At 43.9% G+C, this 20,129-nt stretch carries 15 protein-coding genes and 1 pseudogene; 12 read left to right on the top strand and 4 right to left on the bottom strand.

Translation table 11 applies throughout. The features are described from left to right. Positions 1–160 precede the first annotated feature (160 nt). The 3 genes from BB427_RS08655 to BB427_RS08665 are packed head-to-tail and all read left to right on the top strand — an operon-like array spanning position 161 to position 2,645. Positions 161–1,030, top strand: coding sequence for a hypothetical protein (locus tag BB427_RS08655; protein ID WP_254663610.1), 870 nt, complete (start codon positions 161–163; stop codon positions 1,028–1,030). A gap of 10 nt (positions 1,031–1,040) precedes the next feature. Further along, positions 1,041–2,009 (top strand): hypothetical protein, encoded by a 969-nt coding sequence (locus BB427_RS08660; protein ID WP_069020324.1) that lies wholly within the window; start codon positions 1,041–1,043, stop codon positions 2,007–2,009. Positions 2,010–2,042: 33 nt separating this feature from the next. Next, a complete protein-coding gene (locus tag BB427_RS08665) occupies positions 2,043–2,645 on the top strand; it encodes a hypothetical protein (RefSeq protein ID WP_069020326.1) in 603 nt (200 codons plus the stop codon). 76 nt (positions 2,646–2,721) lie between these two features. On the opposite strand, the gene BB427_RS08670 is transcribed toward BB427_RS08665, so the two are convergent. From BB427_RS08670 to BB427_RS08680, 3 genes are all read right to left on the bottom strand, one after another. Next, complete coding sequence (locus tag BB427_RS08670) at positions 2,722–4,128, bottom strand: hypothetical protein (protein WP_069020328.1); 1,407 nt, start codon at positions 4,126–4,128, stop codon at positions 2,722–2,724. Between the two features lie 139 nt (positions 4,129–4,267). Continuing rightward, complete coding sequence (locus tag BB427_RS08675) at positions 4,268–5,527, bottom strand: metallophosphoesterase (protein ID WP_069020330.1); 1,260 nt, start codon at positions 5,525–5,527, stop codon at positions 4,268–4,270. A 159-nt stretch (positions 5,528–5,686) separates the two neighbouring features. Then, positions 5,687–8,476 carry a TonB-dependent receptor gene (locus BB427_RS08680; protein ID WP_069020332.1) on the bottom strand — a complete coding sequence of 930 codons (2,790 nt, stop codon included), beginning with the start codon at positions 8,474–8,476 and terminating at the stop codon, positions 5,687–5,689. Between the two features lie 349 nt (positions 8,477–8,825). On the opposite strand from BB427_RS08680, the gene BB427_RS08685 reads away from it, so the two are divergent. Both BB427_RS08685 and BB427_RS08690 read left to right on the top strand, forming a co-directional pair. Continuing rightward, positions 8,826–9,734, top strand: a complete 909-nt coding sequence (locus BB427_RS08685) for a GGDEF domain-containing protein (protein WP_069020334.1) — start codon at positions 8,826–8,828, stop codon at positions 9,732–9,734. Then, positions 9,734–10,726, top strand: a complete 993-nt coding sequence (locus BB427_RS08690; protein WP_069020335.1) for a helix-turn-helix domain-containing protein — start codon at positions 9,734–9,736, stop codon at positions 10,724–10,726. Before BB427_RS08685 ends, BB427_RS08690 begins: the two co-directional genes overlap by 1 nt. Before the next feature lie 21 nt (positions 10,727–10,747). Here the strand turns inward: BB427_RS08690 and BB427_RS24705 are convergent. After that, positions 10,748–10,963, bottom strand: a pseudogene (locus BB427_RS24705) (hypothetical protein). A 159-nt stretch (positions 10,964–11,122) separates the two neighbouring features. On the opposite strand from BB427_RS24705, the gene bufA2 reads away from it, so the two are divergent. The 7 genes from bufA2 to BB427_RS08730 all read left to right on the top strand — a co-directional run bounded on the left by bufA2 (position 11,123) and on the right by BB427_RS08730 (position 20,114). Further along, positions 11,123–11,572, top strand: coding sequence for a BufA2 family periplasmic bufferin-type metallophore (gene bufA2, locus BB427_RS08695; RefSeq protein WP_069020337.1), 450 nt, complete (start codon positions 11,123–11,125; stop codon positions 11,570–11,572). Between the two features lie 85 nt (positions 11,573–11,657). Next, on the top strand, positions 11,658–12,488 hold the full coding sequence (bufB, locus tag BB427_RS08700; RefSeq protein WP_069020339.1) for an MNIO family bufferin maturase: 831 nt from the start codon (positions 11,658–11,660) through the stop codon (positions 12,486–12,488). Next, on the top strand, positions 12,481–13,266 hold the full coding sequence (locus BB427_RS08705; protein ID WP_069020341.1) for an HvfC/BufC N-terminal domain-containing protein: 786 nt from the start codon (positions 12,481–12,483) through the stop codon (positions 13,264–13,266). The genes bufB and BB427_RS08705 overlap by 8 nt, the downstream gene beginning before the upstream one ends. A 570-nt stretch (positions 13,267–13,836) precedes the next feature. Further along, on the top strand, positions 13,837–15,702 hold the full coding sequence (locus BB427_RS08715) for a S8 family serine peptidase (RefSeq protein WP_069020345.1): 1,866 nt from the start codon (positions 13,837–13,839) through the stop codon (positions 15,700–15,702). A 93-nt stretch (positions 15,703–15,795) separates the two neighbouring features. After that, positions 15,796–16,638 carry a helix-turn-helix transcriptional regulator gene (locus BB427_RS08720; protein ID WP_069020347.1) on the top strand — a complete coding sequence of 281 codons (843 nt, stop codon included), beginning with the start codon at positions 15,796–15,798 and terminating at the stop codon, positions 16,636–16,638. A 64-nt stretch (positions 16,639–16,702) separates the two neighbouring features. Further along, positions 16,703–18,808 carry a TonB-dependent siderophore receptor gene (locus tag BB427_RS08725; RefSeq protein ID WP_069020349.1) on the top strand — a complete coding sequence of 702 codons (2,106 nt, stop codon included), beginning with the start codon at positions 16,703–16,705 and terminating at the stop codon, positions 18,806–18,808. Between the two features lie 172 nt (positions 18,809–18,980). After that, the gene (locus tag BB427_RS08730) at positions 18,981–20,114 is read left to right on the top strand and encodes a PepSY-associated TM helix domain-containing protein (RefSeq protein WP_069020351.1); all 1,134 of its coding nucleotides are present in this window, start codon (positions 18,981–18,983) and stop codon (positions 20,112–20,114) included. The last annotated feature ends 15 nt before the right edge of the window (positions 20,115–20,129 follow it).

Raw genomic sequence — 20,129 nt, forward strand, 5'->3', positions numbered from 1 at the left:
GCATCCTTTTACAAAGGCTGGCAAGAGGTAATCGAAAGCAGTGACTTTACGGAGCAAGATAAAATAATCATATTAGGCGAAGATTTAGTAAAACAAGCCCCTTTTTACGATTTAGAAAACGACCGTCCGTTAGACAAAGTGATTTGGTAGCAATAAAACGATGAAAGCACACCACAAGGAAGTCAGCCCTCCCCATAACCGCATCTGGAAAAAAGTGGTGGCCTTGCTCGCTTTAGGTTTTCAAAAAATTGTAAGTAAGGTCATGGAAACTGAAGTAGCTCCCAAAACACCACAAGAGATAAAAGAGCATACAGAGGACAATCTACCACCCATTGATTTTGGTCGACCGGTGGAAGAGACTCCTCTACTACCAATAGCAGACTCTGTACCAAGACGTAAAAAAGTAAAGGGGGGATTTGAGCGAGTACCAGCTCAGCTAAACAGTCGATTCATGCTTTCGCAAAATAACCTAATGACCTCCAGCAGAGATATTAAATTGATGAGTGTTGACCTTGATCGTATCGATAAGCTTTCGAATGCAGCTTTTGCTTATATGGCAATATTAGTTGTGGCGATCTGCTATTGGAGTTATTTTCATAATCCTGATCCAAGGTTTCTCTGGTTAGGTGGTACGCTCAGCGTACTGGCTACACTTATATTCATTCGTACTTCTCATATAAGACGCACTTCAGCTGAAGTACTCCGTGTTGATTTCTTTCGCCATAGTGGCCTTGTTACCTTTCCCGTTGGTAACAATGTTAGTACCTTTTCGTTAGCGTTAGATGAGGTTGATTTGTATATCGGTAAAGTTTCTGCAGGTCGAGGGGTGCAGTTTAACATGGCCTATTTGGTACCAAAGCGCTACCCCAAACATCTTCGCCATCAACCTATGTACCCTGTCGACTGGGAGCCAAGAGACTTAGAAGATAGCATGGAGCTGTGGAGTGAAATCCATCGTTTTATGGATAACACACAACCTATACCAGCATCCTTTTACAAAGGCTGGCAGTTAGACAAAGTGATTTGGTAGCAATAAAGCAATGAAAGCACACCACAAGGAAGTCAGCCCTACCCATAACCGCAGTTGGAAAAAAGTGGTGGCCTTGCTCGCTTTAGGTCTTCAAAAAATTGTTGAAAAGGTCATGGAAACTGAGGGTAAAAAGGAGACGCAAACGTTAACTCGTCAAGCGCCTGTAGATAAGGTAGTGCATGATCGGCCAATAGAAGAAACACCGCTGCTAAAAATAGAGGACTCGACACCACGAGACTTTAACATTAGTAAAGGGATGCTGAAAGTGAGTCCTGTGGTATCTACTCGTACTCAACCAGTCCAACAAAATAACCTCTTTTCTTCGAATAGGCGAGTAGCGCTTGGTGGTGCCGATTTTTCACGAACTGGTAAATTAGCAAACATTGTATTTGCCTATATGGCATCCATCATCGCGCTACTTTCAATTATTTTTTATTTCGGTAGTGGTGATAGTTTGTATTTATGGCTCACCACGGGACTACTAGCATTTGCTTTGCCCCTGTTTGTCTATGTTTACCGTGTTAAACACCATACATCTGAGATACTACGGGTAGACTTCTTCCGAAATACCGGCCTTGTCACTTTTCCCATTGGCAATAACGAAGGGAGCTTCTCGTTAACACTTGATGAAGTTGAACTGTATATTGTAAAGGTCTCCTCGGGTAAAGGTGTGAGGCATAACTTGGCGTTTTTAGCCCCACAGCGATACCCAAAAACACTTAAGCGCCAGACACTTTATTCAACCGATTGGGAGCCAAAGGATATGGACAGCAGCGTGCAGTTGTGGAGTGAAATCCACCGTTTTATGGATACCACTCAGCCCATACCAAGTTCGTTTTATAAAGGTTGGCAAGAAACGATAGAAAGCCCCTATCTTGACCACCAAGACCATATTCAAATATTAGGCGAAGATTTAGTAAAACAAGCCCCCTTTTATGACCTAAAAAATAACCGCCCACTAGATAAAGAGTTTTGGTAATACTCGAATTAATCTCTATGACAAGGAGTTTTTGTGACAATAAAAAAGTTAATTAAGAAATGCGTTGAGCATATTCTAGATGAAGGAACGCCCACTCGTGCAATCAGTGATGTGAGTGTGCAAAATCAACAACCCAAATATGGTCAAGCTTATCAACAACAGCCGCAACAAGTAATACGGAATGGTCAGCAAGTTACGATGACAAGATCTCAAGTTTCAACAAAGCGAGAGCCCAACCCAGTCGCTGAATTTTTGATTAAAGCCATTGTTATTTTGATAGGCATCTTTGCAGTTGGTGCTTTATGTTTCGATGCATATTATTTAAATAAACGAGGCGACAATGCAGCAGTCGGCTTAATGATGGCAGCCGTTGGTGTGATGTATGGATATCACTTTATTATGGCAAAGCTTAGCGATTACACTCAGCTTGTAAAGACATCCCGTTTTGTAGGGTGGGGCTTAAATGTAGCAGGTACGTTTTATAGCCTGTTTATCTTTGCTGATTTGCTGTCTGACTTTCGCGGGCACTCAGAGGATCAAGTAGCCCTTATCATGGCGTTCATCAATATCGTTTTTATAGGACTTTTGTTCTTTCTAATGCAAAAGATAAAGCAACCCACAAAGCAAATTGATTAAACTCCTTGAAGTAATAAGCCACCGCTAAAATCGGTGGCTTATTATTTTGAGCCTGTGCGCATTCAGGAACCCTGATTTACTGACTCTTTTGCATTAACTTTAAATAGTTGTTGTAAATATGGCTTACTTGCATCGTTGATTTACCTGCACTAATACCATGGCAGCTAAAGCAGTTAGCTGGTTTAATTTGTGGCTCGGTGCCAGTGACATCGCTGAAAGTTTGGGTATAAGTTTCCATAGTGATATTGGCAACCGCCAATGAGCCGCGTAACGCCTCGTTGGCTCCCTTACCCACGATATTGCCACTAATGCCATTTGCAAAATCGTAATCTTGCGTGCTCAGCCAGATTGATCCGGCGTAAAAGTAGTTACTCCAAACGGGATTCTTTTGTTCCAGTTTTACATTCACTAAGCTATTTAGTTCAGTAATATTATTGAAGTTAGTTTCATCTTGGGCTTGTTGTGTCTGACTCCCCACCAGCTCAGGGTTATTACCTGCTATATATGGATTGCCGTTTGGCACGCCGTACTGATATAAACGAAACGTGTTGGTCGTGGTTTCAGAAGCTGGATACATTAAATGTGCATTTTGCACTTCAGTTCCGCCCCGATAAAATAGCAGATCATGGCTATTACTCACTACTTTATCTTGCTGTAAGTAAGCCGTGCTTTTCTTAAACTTTCCCTCAGAGCTGTAGTAATCTGGTGCACTCAATTTATGCTCGAACGTCGCCCAAATAAACTCTGGGTGATTTTCAACCACACCGACAACATGCATGCCAACGAGCGCTACTTCTCCCGTACCGCTATATTTATTGTCTTTTTGGTAAACCGCTTTACGAATATAAAAATGCTCAGCTAAATCAAGCTTTGGATAGACTTGCTGCAGCGCTTTGACATCTATCCAAGCAACCTTTAACTCAACCGACCCCACAGCAAATTCAGCTTTGCTATCTGCTTTAGGGTGGGAGGTTGCTGACTTCATATAAGTATCGTTAACGTGGATCGAATAATGTACGGGCGTCCCACCAAACTTGCTGTAAATAACACCATCTGATCCTGCTTGATTTATATCTTCAAGGATCAACACATTTGCGGGGCGAAGTCCGGTTGGATTTAATAAATCATTCCAAGGGGCAAAATAAGGTTTTAGCGCATTATCAACCTGCCAAAACCCAGAACCAAACATCAACAAGCCACCAGGAGCACGCTTGTCAGGCTGCGTTAAATAAAGAAACTTATTCCACGACCACTGATGAAAATCGCAGTTTGTCGAGAGATCTTTACCATCTTTAAATGCAAACGGACTATTTGCACCTTCAGGAGGGTTTGGCACAGGGCTGCCAAACCAATCGTTATTCGGTTTACAAGAAGTATCGTTCGAGTAAGCAAGCGCACTTGGCGCAGCCAGTGTACTTGTAGCAAGCAATAATGACATTCCAAGTAGTTGGAGTTTAGTGCGTGTAATTGATGACGGTAGCATGATGCTTTCCTTAAGATGTAAAACTCCTGTTAAATCTAGTTCATCAAAACGGAAGTTATCAATTACACAGCATTACATTTAATCTGTATTTCACCCTTTTTAAATACTTAAAACCGCATGTTTATCGCCTGCTGATCCGTTACTTACTGCGGTGAGCGAAGCTAAAGCTTTGCTCTGGCACCAGCTGACCGCTTAAATCGTTTGGTGTTGAGTAAAACGACACATTGAGCATGTCTTTTTGGTTGTCTAATTCGATATGCGCAAAGCCCCAAGTAAAAGCTTTATTCCAGACTAGGTCGTACTCTGGATAACGCTTTTCTTGATAGTTAGCAAGCGGTGTATGCGTGCCACGCATTTTTGATGCGGCGCCGCTGATAATAAGTGGTAACTTAGGCTTTGTGTTTCCGGGGAGTACACGCGAACAGTCGTCCGTTAACAGTTCCAAATCATGCTCATGGCCTGCGATATATGCATCTGCATATTCACATAGTTCGGGTAAGATTAAGCGGCGTAGCACATGAGCTTCATCGTACTTGGTGCCACCAATCGACCAAAGTACATGGTGTCCATATACAATTTTCCATTTTGCGGTTGAGTTTTTAAGCCCATTTGCAAGCCAAGCCAATTGCCTGTGATCTTCCCCATTGACAGGTTGCTCATGTTTTTCAATGTCTTCAACTTCGGCTTGACCACTGGCCAGTGCACTTGCCAGTCCCTGTTCACTACCATCCGGTTTTAGTGGAATTTCGTAATAATGCTGACCAGAGAGCAACATATTGGTATCAAGCACAAAGAACTCGACGTTATTACCTTTCTCACCAAAGGTGTAGCTGTAATAACCTTTGCCATCCATATGAAAATTAGCTTGCTTAGCCATCCACTCGGTCTGTAATTTCACGCCGCGACGAGACGTCTTCCAATCGTGGTTGCCTAACGCTGAATACACAACCAACTCTGGGTTTTGAATAAGGAGTGGCTTTAGCGGCCCTAGAATCAAGTCATCCATACGCTTTTGGTCGTCTTTGCCATCGTTAGCCGCCGCACCGTCAGGATAGATGTTATCACCAAGCTGAATAGCAAAGTCGCATGGCTTTTTCTCACACAAAGAGGCCATTGCCTGTCCAACCACCAACGCACCGGTTTCCTCCGTTGCGGTTTCGGTTCCCGGATAAACATAGATAGGCGCATGGTTGAACTCTTCGAGCGGGCGATGCTCTTCTAACCAATCCGCCTTTTCAGCAGCAATAAACTCGGCCTTATTTTTAGGCGATTTAATGTGCTTTGTTTTTGGATAATCTGGGTGATAGCCTCCATCACCAAAGGCCAGAAAGTTAATATTTTCTGCGGCTTGTGCTGCACCACTAAGCGCGAATAGTAAAGCTACTGATGTTATTTTCATTGTTACCAACACAGTGTTACCACTGCATCCTCCTGCATATAAATAAGGTGGGTGTCCTGCTAATACCTAAGACCCTAGCTCGATACGGTGGCTGTCCTTTTAATGGTGCTTTTAAATACAAGTACTGCTTTTACAAGGACACCCACCTTTACTTCTCTGTTAGAAGGACGTTACAGTTACTCCAAGCTCAAATGAACGACCATAGGTTTCGTATTGGTAGTTGTAACGAGTGTCGCCTTGATAAATGCTCATCGGCTCGTCGGTTAAATTGATCGCGTTGAAATAAAGCTGAGTTTGCTCGGTATAAAAGTACTTCATGCTTAAATCGAGTTGCAGATGGTCGTCTTGGAAAACGCGCTGCTTGTTCTCTTCAAACAAAAAGCTTTTGCTCTTGTACGACGCACTCAACCTTGCGCTTATTTGGCTATTTTCATAACCAAACATTAGGTTGCCCACGGTGTCGGATTGGTTTGGTAGATTGTCATCAGCATCAATAAATGTACCATTAGCTGAGAGCATCAAACCGTTTTGAAAGTTCTTCGTGTACGCAAGCTCCACCCCTGTCAGTTCAGCGGCGCCGCCATTAACGCTTTGAATAACTTCTTTATAGCCTTGCCACTGACCGTTATCTTGCACCTCGGCTTTGGCAATAAAATTACCGATGTTTTTGTGAAAAACGCCTGCAGATAACACGCCAATCGCACCGGGGTAATATTCTACCGAAAAGTCATAGTTTGTTGACTTGTATGGGTCTAAGTCTGGGTTTCCGACTTCGGCTTTACGCTCAATTTCAACTTCGCCATCATCTTCTGTGGTCTCTGTTTCTATAATTTGAAATGCTGCTGCATCTTCAAAGCTTGGACGCGCTAGAGTTTGTGTATAGGCAAAACGGGTGATCAGCTTATCGCTGATTTCATAGCGTAATGTTAAATTTGGTAATAAATGGTCGTAGCTATCTTCAACTTGCCATTGGTTGATCTCGACGCGCTCAACGTCATTCACTTCATCATTAATGAGTTCAACGCGATTACCACTCGTTGCATAATCTGTGTCTTCGTATCTAAAGCCTGCAATAACATTGAGTTTATCAATGTCGACCGTCAGCATAGCGTAGAGCGCGGTGACGGTTTCTTCACTGGTGTATGAACGACCTTGTGTTTCAATGTCAGTTTCAAGCTGGTTTAGCTCAAGGGCACTGCGATTACTGTAGAAGTAGTCGCGGATCTGGCCGCGACTTAAACCCGGACCAAAGGCCCCAAGCTCATACTCAGGCTCATTGGCGACAAAGTCTTTCGCCGTTAGGTCATCAAAGCCGCCGTCATATAGCTTGGCGTCAACGCGGTTAAACTTTTCACGGTCAGCATATTTACCACCAAATTTAATTTGCGCATTGTGACCAAGTAAAGTGAAGTCTTTAGTTAAATCCAGTCTAAAGCTGGTATTTTCATCTTCACTTAGGTTGTTCTCCCAGACAATTTCATCGATTTCAAAATTGCTAAGTTGCTGAGAAGCTTCATCCGCTGCAAGCGTGGGTGTCTTACCATCCAGTACATACCCTAGCGCAAAGTCTTCTCCAGCAAATGAGGTATCCAAGCGATTTGGCTCGCTTTCATCTGATTTCGAGTAGCCAATACTGTATTCAATAAACCAATCCTGCACTAAGTTTTCGCCGCCCAAAACCACAGATAAAATGCTTTGCTCTTCATATCTGTCTTTGGTATCTCTATCCATTTCTGCACCTGAGAAATAGGCCGCATTTTGGCTTAGCTCATCGGCAAATACATCGCCTTTGTCAAACTTGTACTCATTGCGTTGACGAAATTCATCGTCAGAAAACTTGCTGTAGAGCGTGCGTAAGTAGTATTTGTTAAACCCTTTGTGATGTACATCAAGATTCAGTGCCGCCCCTAAACGCTCTCGCGTAATACGATAGTGGCGCTGCTCCATTTCCTCAGCACCAAAGAAGCTCACTTCTTCTCCTGAGTTCACATCGTCCATTTCTAGTTCCATCCAGCCGCCATCGGTTTCCATATTATGAGAACCAAACTCACGCTCAAACCAAGATACCGCTGTTGCAACCCCAACTTCCACCTCTTTGCCTGCGGCATAAATATCGGTGAAGCTAAACGACGCTTTTGGGCTGGTCTCGCTCACCTGTTCATTGTGTGACGCTTGTAACGTTACGCTGTAGCTCTGCCCTTCTCGGTCAAAAGCACTGAGGCTTTTTACTTCGATGCTACCGCCCACAGCCGATGCGTCCATATCCGGTGTGACCGTTTTGCTCACCTCTAGGCTTTGCACTAACTCACTTGGGATAACATCCATCGCCACCGAGCGCACGCCCGCTTCAGGAGAAGGCACGTTGGCACCATTGATAGTCACGTTGTTGAGATTTGGGTCGATCCCACGAATTGCCACAAAACGGCCTTCACCTTGATCTCGTTGAATAGAAAGTCCAGGCAGACGTTGCAGTGCTTCTGCTGCGTTTTGATCCGGCAACTGACCGATGGAATCCGCACTGACGATCGACTTAAGTGACAGAGCATTTTTTTGCCGGTTTAGTGCACCTGCTTGTCCGGCTCTTTGCCCAACAACAATAATATCGTCCATTTGACCCGATTGAGAACCAAGCTGTACTTGAACATCGGTGACTTGGTTATCAGTAATTGTGATGCTTTTAGTCACTGTTTCAGCGCCAAGATAACTTATCTCAAGCGTATAATTACCCGCTGGGAGATTGGTTGCGGTAAAGCGGCCATCGCGCTCAGAGATAAGGGTTCTGTCTAATTCTTTGATCACCACTTTTGCTCCTTGAAAGTGGCTCTTTTGCGATACGGAACTTACTTGCCCTGTTAGGGTGTTCGCATTTGCAACTGAGCTTAACGTCAGTCCAGCACAGATCATCGCAACGGCAGAAAGCGTAAAGCTTGTCGGTAGATTTTTTTTCATTATTTGCTCGCACAGGTTGAGTAGAATTTTAGCGCCCCGCTAAAACGTCGCGGCTACCCTAGTGCGAAAACGTGACGCTTTTATTTCACTTGAGTGCGCTGCAGCCTTTAACAGGACGTTTATGCCGGCCGAACTCGTGAATTTGAGCCGATATGACCCCCAGCGCTTGGGGTTTTGGCAACGATATTTAACCTGAACTCTGAATAACAATCAGTTTGCTAGCTGCTGTTATGCAAAAATGTTGCGGTTTTTGTCATAAAAACATCGCCTTTACTGAGCTAAATTGACCCTATCAGCACCAAGTGCAAATTTTTACTATATCGCTCTACATTTTGACTAGACAACAAACATGAAACTTCAGCCTTTTTTACTTCATCAATCGCGGTGGTTGCTACTAGTGCTACTCACACTGGTTGCCATTACCATCACGGCCTATACCTCAGTACTGCGACCACTGTCGGACGTCAATTGGCTCGATAGCCTTGGTGAAGGTGGCCTCACGCTGATGACACTGATTTGGATTGCGGTGACCTTGCTCACTCGACCAAAAGGGCTCGTCACTAACCTACTGTTTGCAGGGTTGAGTGCCATGTATGTTTCTATGCTGTGGGATTTTTTGGATGAGATGGTGGTGTTCACGCCCCATTATTTAACCAGTTTTGAAGCGATCCCTGCTTGCTTTGGCATGGTGCTGATGAGTATTTCAGCCTATTACTGGTATAAAGAGCAAAGCATATTCAATCAAACCTTAATGAAAAAAGAGCGTTTTTATCGTGACCACAGCATGACCGACTTTGTCACCGGCCTCTACAGCGTTGAGTATATGCAAAATCAAGTTCGCCACGAACAATCCCGCCTTGCCAATGGCAATAGCCCATTTTGCTTAACACTATTCGATATATGTGATTTTGCCGCTTATTCTCGCCAGCATGGTTTGCAAAAAAGTAATCAGTTACTGCGCGATATTGCCGATATGCTCTCTTTGAGCATGCGAGAGAGTGATCTGCTATGCCGTTTTGCAGCAGATAAATTTGTGGTCGTTCACCCGCAAACCAACCATATTCAAGCCCAAGCTTTTGCCAACCGTGCGGCTGAATTTATCGCTCGCCATGCCAACTATGATGACGGTGAAAACCAGCCGCAATATAGTGCAGTGAGATGGAGCTGTATCGAAGTTGATGACAAACACTGTGAATTCGAACCTCTGATAGCAGCGCTTGTGAACGAGCTGAATCAGACCAAGGTAGCTGCGGCTTAATGTCCTATTTTGAGTGCCAAACAAAACAACTTGCGAGTCGCTACTTTGCACTCCCCTTGGTAGAGTTGGCTTTCCAGCACGGTGTACATGCAGACGTCATTTTGAAAGGCAGTAAGTTGTTTTATACCGATCTGCACGCTAATCCAACCCGCATTAGTTATGAGCAGTTTGAAACAATAGTAAGCAACCTTGTCAGTCAGGCGAGCTGTCAGGAAGTCAGTTTTATTTACGGCCAATACCTACTTAATACGCTGATCAGTCACCATGCCGAGCTGCTATTTAATTGCCACAACATACAGCAATTACTCAAAGTTCTACTGCTTAAAGGTTTGGATATATTGCCTTTTTACCACACTAGAAAACTCCAGACAGAAACAAGCTGCCATTTACTGTTTTCACCCGCCATTGCAGAAGGTAAGCCTGCGGTCACGCGATTTTTATGCGAAACAATGGCAAGCCTTTGTTGTGGCTACCTTAAGTGGCGCAGCCCAGAAACCACATTAACATTGCAGTTTCCGTATACAAAGCCAAAACAAGTCGCGCAATACCTGAGCCATATACACCTAGCTTACAGCTTTGATCACAGTGATTTTGCCGTTGTAATGAGTAACCAAGCTTTAGCTCAGCAGCAAATTGGCACTTTTCCTTATTTAGTGGCTCGGCAGTTAAAAACCTTGCCCTCACCACAGCGTGGATTTCTCGCCCAATTGCATCGCTTACAATTAAAATATCCTAAATATCATAGTGAGCAAATCGCTGAAATGATGGGCATGAGCGCTGCAACTTTTAAACGTAAACTCAAGCTACATCAGACTACTTTTATTAACGAAAAAGACAGACTGCATCGTCAACAAGCCATGTTTTACGTGGCTGAGCAAGGCTATTCCAATGAACAAGTTGCAACCGCTTTACAGTTTAGCGACATTACTAATTTTCGCCGTGCCTTTAAGCGCTGGACGGGATTAACGCCTTCCTATTTTCGTAAGATTTAACTTTATCCCCCATTTTTTCTTCTACACTGAAATGGATCTTGCGGTTACTAGGTCTTTTATAACGTGACTGCGTTTCGATAATCCCAGGGGCTGCTTACCTTTGCTGTTTGATTTTCGTTCTCCTGAGTGAGTTTTGATCGCGGCGCTCGACTTGCCGCATAGTGGGCTAAGCTAAAGTTGAGCAACAAAGAACGAAGCACACTCAGGTGAACCCGAAGGGCAGCGCTTGATTGCCATTTCTACTGTGTTATCGCCAGACTTACATAGAACAACTATGCTACGCTGGCTCTGCCTTGTATAAATGGCAATCAAACTGCTGCAAAAACAAACTTGAAAGATAAGCAGCCCCTTGGCCGAAGCTAAGCACGTTAATAGATAACAAAGAGGATTAAAAACATGAAAGCATTAACGGGCGCTGCAATGGCGATGATGGTAGCGGGTTTAGTGGGTTGTAATAGCACAGAAAACAATTCTACAAGCGCGCAAGCTGCGACAGCTGAAACAGATTTAGTGCATTGTTATGACGTCAATGTTTGTGGTGGACATAACGATTGTAAAACAGCGAGTAATGCCTGCTCAGGACAAGCTTCTTGCAAAGGCACAGGCTTTGTTGCCATGCCGAGTAAAGCGTGTAGTGATGTCGGTGGCAATCAACAAGACGCTTGGGTTGGCAGTGTCGCAAAGGCCGACCTTGTGCACTGCCACGATGTCAACGTTTGCGGAGGCCATAACGATTGTAAAACCGCAAGTAATGCTTGTGCGGGACACGCTTCTTGCAAAGGGACTGGATTTGTCAGCATGCCAGCAAAGGCCTGTGCTGACATTGGTGGCAAAGCGGAAAGCTAATAAGCTTTAACCTCGGCGCGTGTTTATCTATCAAGATTATTATTGCAATAGATAAACACGCACAATGCATTAAAAGAGCGCAATTATGTCAGTACCCTTTCTGGGCTTTGGTCTTGGCCTACGCACGTGTTATTTTGACGCTATTATCGACACTCAGCCACAAGTAGATTGGTTTGAGATTATCTCTGAGAATTACTTTGTCGACGGCGGCAAGCCTTGGTATTACCTCTCGCAAATTAAAGAGCACTACCCCATTGTGATGCACGGAGTATCGATGTCGATAGGCAGTACTTCACCTCTAGATATGAATTACCTTGCGCAGCTTAAACGCACCATCGCACGGGTTGAACCCGAATGGGTGTCAGATCACCTCTGCTTTAGCAGCTTAGGCGAATTTAATAGCCATGATTTATTGCCACTTCCTTACACTGAAGAAGCGCTGATACATCTCACCGCAAGAATCAATCAAGTACAAGATTACCTTGAGCGTCCAATGATCTTCGAAAATGTCTCAAGTTATTTAAACTACAAACAATCTGAACTGACAGAGTGGGCGTTTTTGAGCGAATTGCACCAGCGTACCGGATCCCAGTTATTGCTCGACATCAACAACGTATATGTAAGCTCACGCAATCATCAATTCGACCCAATGACTTACCTTAACGCCATACCAACACAAGCGGTCGCACAAATTCACTTGGCTGGCCACAGCGATTTTGGTACACATATTGTTGATACGCACGACCAACCTATTTGCGAAGAGGTGTGGAGTTTGTATCGCCAATACACTCAAAACCGATCCCCTATTAACACCATGATTGAACGTGATGATAACTTTCCTGAACTCGCGGGATTATTACAAGAGCTGAACTTGGCCAAAGGAATAGCCCCTTGCAGTTGGAGAACATATGGCTGATCTCGTCGCGCTGCAACACGCCTTTATTGCGATGCTAAAAGGCGATGACAGCCAATTAATGGCTGAAATTGAATATCAAAGCGGCCTAAATGTCGCACAACGCGCACAAATATACACTAATGCTTACCACATCAGATTAAAAAAAGTGTTAGAACAAGATCATGAAATGCTTGGTTTTTATTTGGGTGATGCCCTGTTTGATGAGATGTTTTCGGGCTATCTACAGCACTTTCCTTCGCGTTCGACCTCATTGCGCCAGTTTGGCGATGCGCTTCCTGAATATTTAAGTCAATTTGAGCCATTTAAGCTCTACCCTATTCTCACTGAAATCGCACAATTTGAACGTACATTACTCAGTGCATTCGACGCGGAAGATGCGCCTCAATTGGGACTTGTGCACCTACAAAAAATTGCAGCAGCACAATTTCCAAACTTGCAGTTTACTTTTCACCCCAGCGTTCATTTATTGGGATTTACACATAATGCGGTCGATAGCTGGCAAGCGTTAAAGAACAGTACAGCGGTCCCAGAAGTGTCGACAAAACCGAACTACTGGATACTCGCCAGAGAGCGCGATATGCGCACTGGGTATCACTCGTTAACGGAAGCCGAATTTGCTTGTCTACAAAGCATGAAGAACGCGCTGCCGTTTAGTTTTGTCTGTGAATACGCGGCTGAGCAAAGTGATGATTTAGCACAAGGCACAGCAATGGTGATGCAGTTACTGCAAAAAGGGCTTAACTTGGGATGGTTTAGTGGCTTTAAAGTTGCCATATAACCGCGATATTCAACAAAGCGGCATAGAAAATGAGGGTCTAAGAGAAGTAAAAGCTGTATCAACCAGGTTTAATAATAAGCATGGTTTTCACCTTGATTGGCTTTGTCCTTGTTTACAATTCAAAAGTCAAAAACCAAGCTTAAATGTAAAGATAAATTAACAAAAAGTCACATACTCTATACTCATTTGGAATTTTTTCAGCCTATTTATTCCTCTTGCCCTGTCACGTTACCCCCCTCTAAAATCAAAATTAACCAACTGTATTTATTGATAATATATAAAGAAAAAGGATAAACCTCTCGCTTATTTGGTCAGCTAACCTATGCATTAAAAAACACATTGTAAATTTTTTTTGTACTTTTTGTTTATTTTTTAAGCTTTACTTCTATCCTAGTGTAACCAGTCGAAATTATGTGCAATTTTTATTTAGCTGGCGTTGTTCATTATCTCAAAACAAACGCAATCAAGCGTTGAACTTTGGTGAATAACGCATCTACAGCAGCTAGATAAGTTCATAACCTTGAGATTGGTAAACACAATTAAACAAAACAACATGCAAGGAACAACAAAATGCGTAAATTAAGTGCTATTAGTTTTGCAGTATTAGCGGGTTTGACTTCAGTCAACGCACAAGCCGCTAAAATACTTAGCGTAGAGTCAAACAAAGCAATCGATGATCAGTATATTGTGGTGTTCACAACACCTTCTGTTTTAAATGTCAAAGACAGTAAAGCGGTTGCAGCCTTCGCTAATAAGCAAGCTAAAGCGTTACAGAATAAACATAACGTAAGCATTACAAAAGAGTTTGGTGGCGTGCTAAACGGTGTGGTGATTAATGCATCGGCAAAGCAACTAAAAGGTTTGCTTAATAACCCAAATATTGACTATATCGAACAAGACCAAGTGGTTACAGTGACCCCAGCTATCACAGCAAGCGGCGACCAAGCTAGTCCAACTTGGGGTCTAGATCGCGTAGATCAACGTAATCTACCGCTAAACTCAAACTACCATTATGATTTTGATGGAACTGGTGTAACGGCCTATGTTATCGATACGGGTGTTCGCATTAGTCACAATGAATTTGGTAACCGTGCATCACATGGTTATGACTTTGTTGATAATGACAATGATGCAACAGACTGTAACGGTCATGGTACCCATGTTGCAGGCACAATTGGTGGCGGTGAATATGGGGTAGCGAAAAACGTCAATATCGTTGGCGTAAGAGTATTGGGTTGTAACGGCTCGGGTTCATATTCAGGCGTTATCTCTGGTATCGATTGGGTTAAAAACAATGCATCAGGCCCATCCGTTGCTAACATGAGTTTGGGTGGTGGCGTTTCTCAAGCGGTTGATGACGCAGTAAATAACGCAGTTGCCTCAGGCGTTAGCTTTGTTGTTGCGGCGGGTAATGACAATAGCAATGCCTGTAATTACTCACCAGCACGTGCAGCCAATGCAATCACTGTGGGTTCAACCACAAGCAGCGATGCCCGCTCTAGTTTCTCAAACTATGGTAACTGTCTAGACATTTATGCACCGGGTTCAAGTATTACTTCTGCTTGGTATAACTCAGATACATCAACCAATACCATCAGCGGTACTTCGATGGCCGCTCCGCACGTTGCAGGTGCTGTTGCGCTATATTTGGATGAAAACCCAAGTCTAAGCCCGTCACAAATTGATAGCTTGCTGAGCCAACGCTCATCAAAAGGTAAAGTCTCTAACCCACAAAGCGGTTCACCTAACGAGCTACTTTATACGCTAGCTGATGGCACTGATCCGGACCCAGATCCAGATCCAATCACAGAGCTAGTTAATGGCCAAGGCGTCAGTGCATCTGGTGCATCTGGTCAGCAAACCTTCTATAAGTTGGTTGTTCCAGCAGGCGCTAGCGCGCTGAACTTCTCACTTGCTGGTGGTACTGGCGATGCCGACCTGTATGTACAGCAAGGCACTCAACCAACGCTAAATAGTTACGCTTGTCGCCCGTATCTGGATGGTAACAATGAATCATGCGATTTCACCAATCCGACTGCAGGTGATTGGTATGTGATGCTAAATGGTTACGCTGCGTATGCAAATGCGACCCTCACAGGTACTTACTCATCTGATCCAGGTGGCTGTGGTAGCAATTGCTTAGAAAATGGCATCCCAGTAAGTGGTCTAGCTGGTGCATCTGGCCAAGAGTTGCAATACACCATTGATGTTCCAGCAAATGTAACATTAACAGTTGCAAGCTCTGGTGGCTCTGGCGATGCAGATTTGTATGTTCGTAAAGGTGCGGCACCTACGACATCAACCTATGACTGTCGTCCATTCTTAAATGGTAATAATGAATCTTGTAGTTTAAGTTCAGGCCAAGGTGCAACCTATTACATCAAGTTACGTGGCTACTCTAGCTTCTCAGGTGTAACACTTGTTGCAAGCTACTAATTAGCTTTATTACAAATAAATCTCATTTCGTTTGGGGTTTATTGAAAAAACAAGTACAGTGGTGGCTCGTTTGAGCCGCCATTTTTGTTTTTAATGAGTATTGTATTAGATCTCTACAGCCAATTATTACACCAAGGGTTTTATGACCATGTGTCTGACGGTGAACTACACACCGAAGTGCCGCTCATCTGTAGTAGTATCTCGCAAGTAAAGCTCGATGGTATTATTTACCATCGTACTGCGCAAACTGCGGCGATGATGCCTGAAAACTATGGCAGTTTGATCCTTATCTCTGAAGGAAATGGTTGGTGGCTGACTGAGCAATCCTTGCAGCGTGCTGATCTAACACAGTTAATTTATCTTGAAGCAAATCAAAAACATGTGTTTCACGTTCCTACACAATACCACGCCATTAGCTTCAACTTTCCAATCAATTGGCTCGTATCTCGAACCGGCAGGCGGCTTTTGCATGGACAAGCACTGACAATTCCCTCTGGTCTATCAACAGTATTCAAAAGCGCCTTAACCGCCACAACGCTAAATTTAACAGCGGCAAAATGGCTTGAAGATGAAATTGTACTGCAGCTAAGTGCTTGCCAGCCGACTCAATTACCAAGGTCGCCGCTGGCGGAGTTAAAACGGCTCATCTCTACACATGCAAGTGATGAAGCATTTTGTATCGACATGCTATGTGAGCATTCTGGCTGGTCAAAACGTTATATTCACAAACTCTTTGCCGCATCTGATCTGAGTGCCAGTGAATACCTGATCCGCACTAGGCTCACTCACGCTTATTTTGAGTTACTCAATAGTTCCGCATCATTAAATCAAATTGCTATTGATAGCGGATTTAAAAATCAGGCGCACTTCAGCCGCCGTTTTAAGCAATTATTTTCTCTTTCTCCCAAACAAATTTCACAGCGAGTGCACTCTTAGACAAAACTGAACCGTACAAGTATATATAATAAGAATCACTCTCATTATCCATAGTGGTAGAACAATGAAAATCAACACACTCTATGCTGCAGTATGCCTCTCACTGCTTTCCCAAACCACCAGTGCCAATGAAAACCAAAAAGATGAGTTAGAAAGAATAGAAGTTCAGGGCAGCCAATATAAAAGTACCGGAACAAAGTCGTCTTTGGCACCTATCAACGCGCCCTTTTCTATTTCTCATATAGATCAAGACACCTTGCAGCTACGCCAAGCTGACTCGGTCAATGCTGCGTTACGCTATGTTTCTGGTATCACACCAGAAAGCCGCAGCACGGTCACCATTTTTGACCAATACACTATTCGCGGTTTTGAATCTTATCGAAACTATTACGATGGCCTAGAACTGCAATCTAACAATCTCTGGAATTTATATCCTCAAGTTGATGCCTTTGCCACCGACACCATTGAGGTGCTAAAAGGCCCTGCGTCAGTACTTTACGGCTCAGCACCGCCAGGTGGCATGGTGAACCAAATCGCAAAGCTTGCTAATGGCACTAAGCAAACACAGGTTCGCCTGAGAGTCGGTAGTAGAGCGCTCAGAGAAATCGGCGTTGACCATGGAGGTGTGATCACCGATGAACTAAGCTATCGAGCCATTGCGCTATCAAGAACAAGTGATGGCCAGCAAAAAACAACGGAAGAAGAACGCACTGTATTTGCACCTTCGCTGCGCTGGCAACCGAACCATGATACGGCGTTAACTGCACAGCTTTATTACCAAGACGATCCCAAAGCCATACCATCTACCCCCTTACATAGCGTTGGTACGCTTACGCGCGCAAGTTATGGTTATCTAGATGCAGATGCATTTGCAGGCGATATCAATTGGTCTAATTTTGATAGAACAACGCTAATGGCAGGGCTAAAGCTGGAACACAGTTTGTCCGACGATTGGTCTTTGTTTGCCAACTGGCGTTACACCGATGCAGAAGGCCTGCAGCAAAATACCTATAACCAAAACTTAATTGCTGATAGCGACACCATACTTGCCCGTTCAGCATATAAAACAGATGAAACGCAACATGGCTATGTTTTAGACAACCAATTGTCTACTCACTTTACCGTTGGCAATTCATCACATCACTTGCTCTTGGGTTTTGAATACAAAAGCTTAAGCTCAACCGTAGGATATTGGGATACACTCGGGACAGGCACACCAAGTATTAATCTAGCAGCGCCCAATTATGCAGCGTTTGATGTTAGCGCTTTGCCACTTAACTTCTATACCGAAGCGCACGATATTGAACAAAGTAACCGTGCGTTTTACATCCAAGACGAAGTGACAATATCAGCATTGACCCTCTTGGCAGGTCTTAGATACGACAGTTTCACCAGTGATGTTACTGCTGATAAAAACTACGCTGGCACCGAGTGGCAAACGGAATCAAATATTGATGACACCCAACTCACCGGAAGAATTGCCGCACTTTATCAGCTGGATTCTGGTTGGCGACCTTACGTAAGCTATAGTCAGTCATTTGAACCCGTTGCAGGAGAAGATAGCGTAACTCAACAAGCCTTCAAGCCAACTGAAGCAGAACAATGGGAACTTGGCGTTAAATATCAATCTCGCAATACACAGCTAACATTTGCGCTATTCGATCTCACCAAGCAGAACGAAATCATTAACAGCAAAGACTTTGTCACGAAAACCCAAGCCGGTGAAATCCAATCCAAAGGTATTGAGCTCGAAGCTTCTCACATCTTTAATCAACAACTCGATGTGCAGTTCAATGCCACGCACCTGGACCAGAAAGTCACTAAAAATGAATTAGACCAAGATTTGGTGGGGAAACGCTTAGTGTGGGTTGCAGATAATACCGCATCGCTTTGGTTGAATTATTATCCAAGCCTGCTAGACGCACTAAAAGTGAGTGTTGGTGCTCGGTATGTTGGCGAGAGTTATGTTGGGAAATACAACTCAGATACCGTGCCATCCTATACCTTATTCGACATCGCCTTTGATTATGAACTCAGCGAGCAAGCCAGGATCACCTTTAGCATTAGTAACCTCAGTGACAAGCGATACGTTGGTGCATGCTATGACGAAAGTAACTGCTGGATGGGGGCCGAGCGCAAAGCCGATGTTGGTCTCCACTATCGCTTTTAGTCATTCATCTAGGAGAGCTTACGGAAGGACATAGACTGAAAGATTTAAACGGACACCCACCTTAGCGCGCCTGCAAGCATTAAGGTGGGTGTCCTTGTTAATTCCTTGTTAATTCAGCCTGTAAATTCATCCATTTATTCATTCTCATTTAGCTTTAACTCAAAGGAAAACAATGCGTAAAACACTATTTAAATGGCACAGTGCAATGGCATTAATCGCGATACTGCCGCTCGCCGTTATGTCAGTCACAGGTAGCATGTTGGTGTTTAAGTTCGAGATAGATAGCCTATTACTTCCAAAGCAAGCAACATTGACTTATCAGGACCAAGACGTCCAACGTCAGCCCATGAAGATGCTCGTTAATTATGTCGCAGACACCCACCCAAATTATGAAATTGGTAGCTGGGAAATATTCGATGACGGCTACGAAGCTGATAGAGTCTATTTATTAAAGCATGGTACAGACACATGGTTCAAAACGTATCTAGATCCTTACGCAGGCAAAATGCTAAGCGAGCCTGTGGGTATTCACAGCGACTTTACTGATTTTATTCTTCACCTACATTACACCTTACTACTTGATGATGTGAGTAAAACCTTTCCACACATGGGTGTCGTTATCGGTTTAGCTGTGGCTATACTTTTTACACTGCTCGGTGTTTCCGGCTTAGTGATATATCGGCGCTTTTGGCGGCGATTCTTTAGCTTTAGGCGACAGGCCCCTCGGCTCATCATGATGAGCGACCTGCATAAGGTAATTGGCATTTGGAGTGCGCCGGTATTGCTCGCGCTCGGCATTACTGGCGTTTACTTTAATGCAGTGGAGTATTATCACGAGGCTTTTGAACACCTAGAAGATGAGCACCATATTGTCAGCCACGCAATGTTTAATCACTCATTAGATTTTGATGCCATGATGGCCCAAAGCCATCGTGCGGTTGACGGACTTAAACCAACCTACTGGCTATTTCCATTTGAGCAAGAGCAAACCAGCATTACCATTTTTGGTAGCGTCGCCGATGCCAATCCATTCATTAGTAACTATGCAGCAACGGTTAGTTTTGACGCGCAATCAGGTAAACAAACCTTTGCCTACGATATTCGAACGGCGTCTACTGTAGACCGGGTAATCGACAGTTTTAGAAAACTCCACTTTGGCCATTTTGCAGGGCTTACCAGTAAAATAATTTGGTGCATTATGGGACTCGCCCCCGTATTGCTTGGCTTTACTGGGTTATATTTATGGTGGCAAAGAAAGCATAAGAAACTCAAGAGTAAGAAAAACCGTCAACTCGCCTTAGGCTGACGGTTCAAGTTTCAA

This window comes from Pseudoalteromonas sp. BMB (assembly GCF_001709235.1).
Lineage (GTDB): Bacteria > Pseudomonadota > Gammaproteobacteria > Enterobacterales > Alteromonadaceae > Pseudoalteromonas > Pseudoalteromonas maricaloris.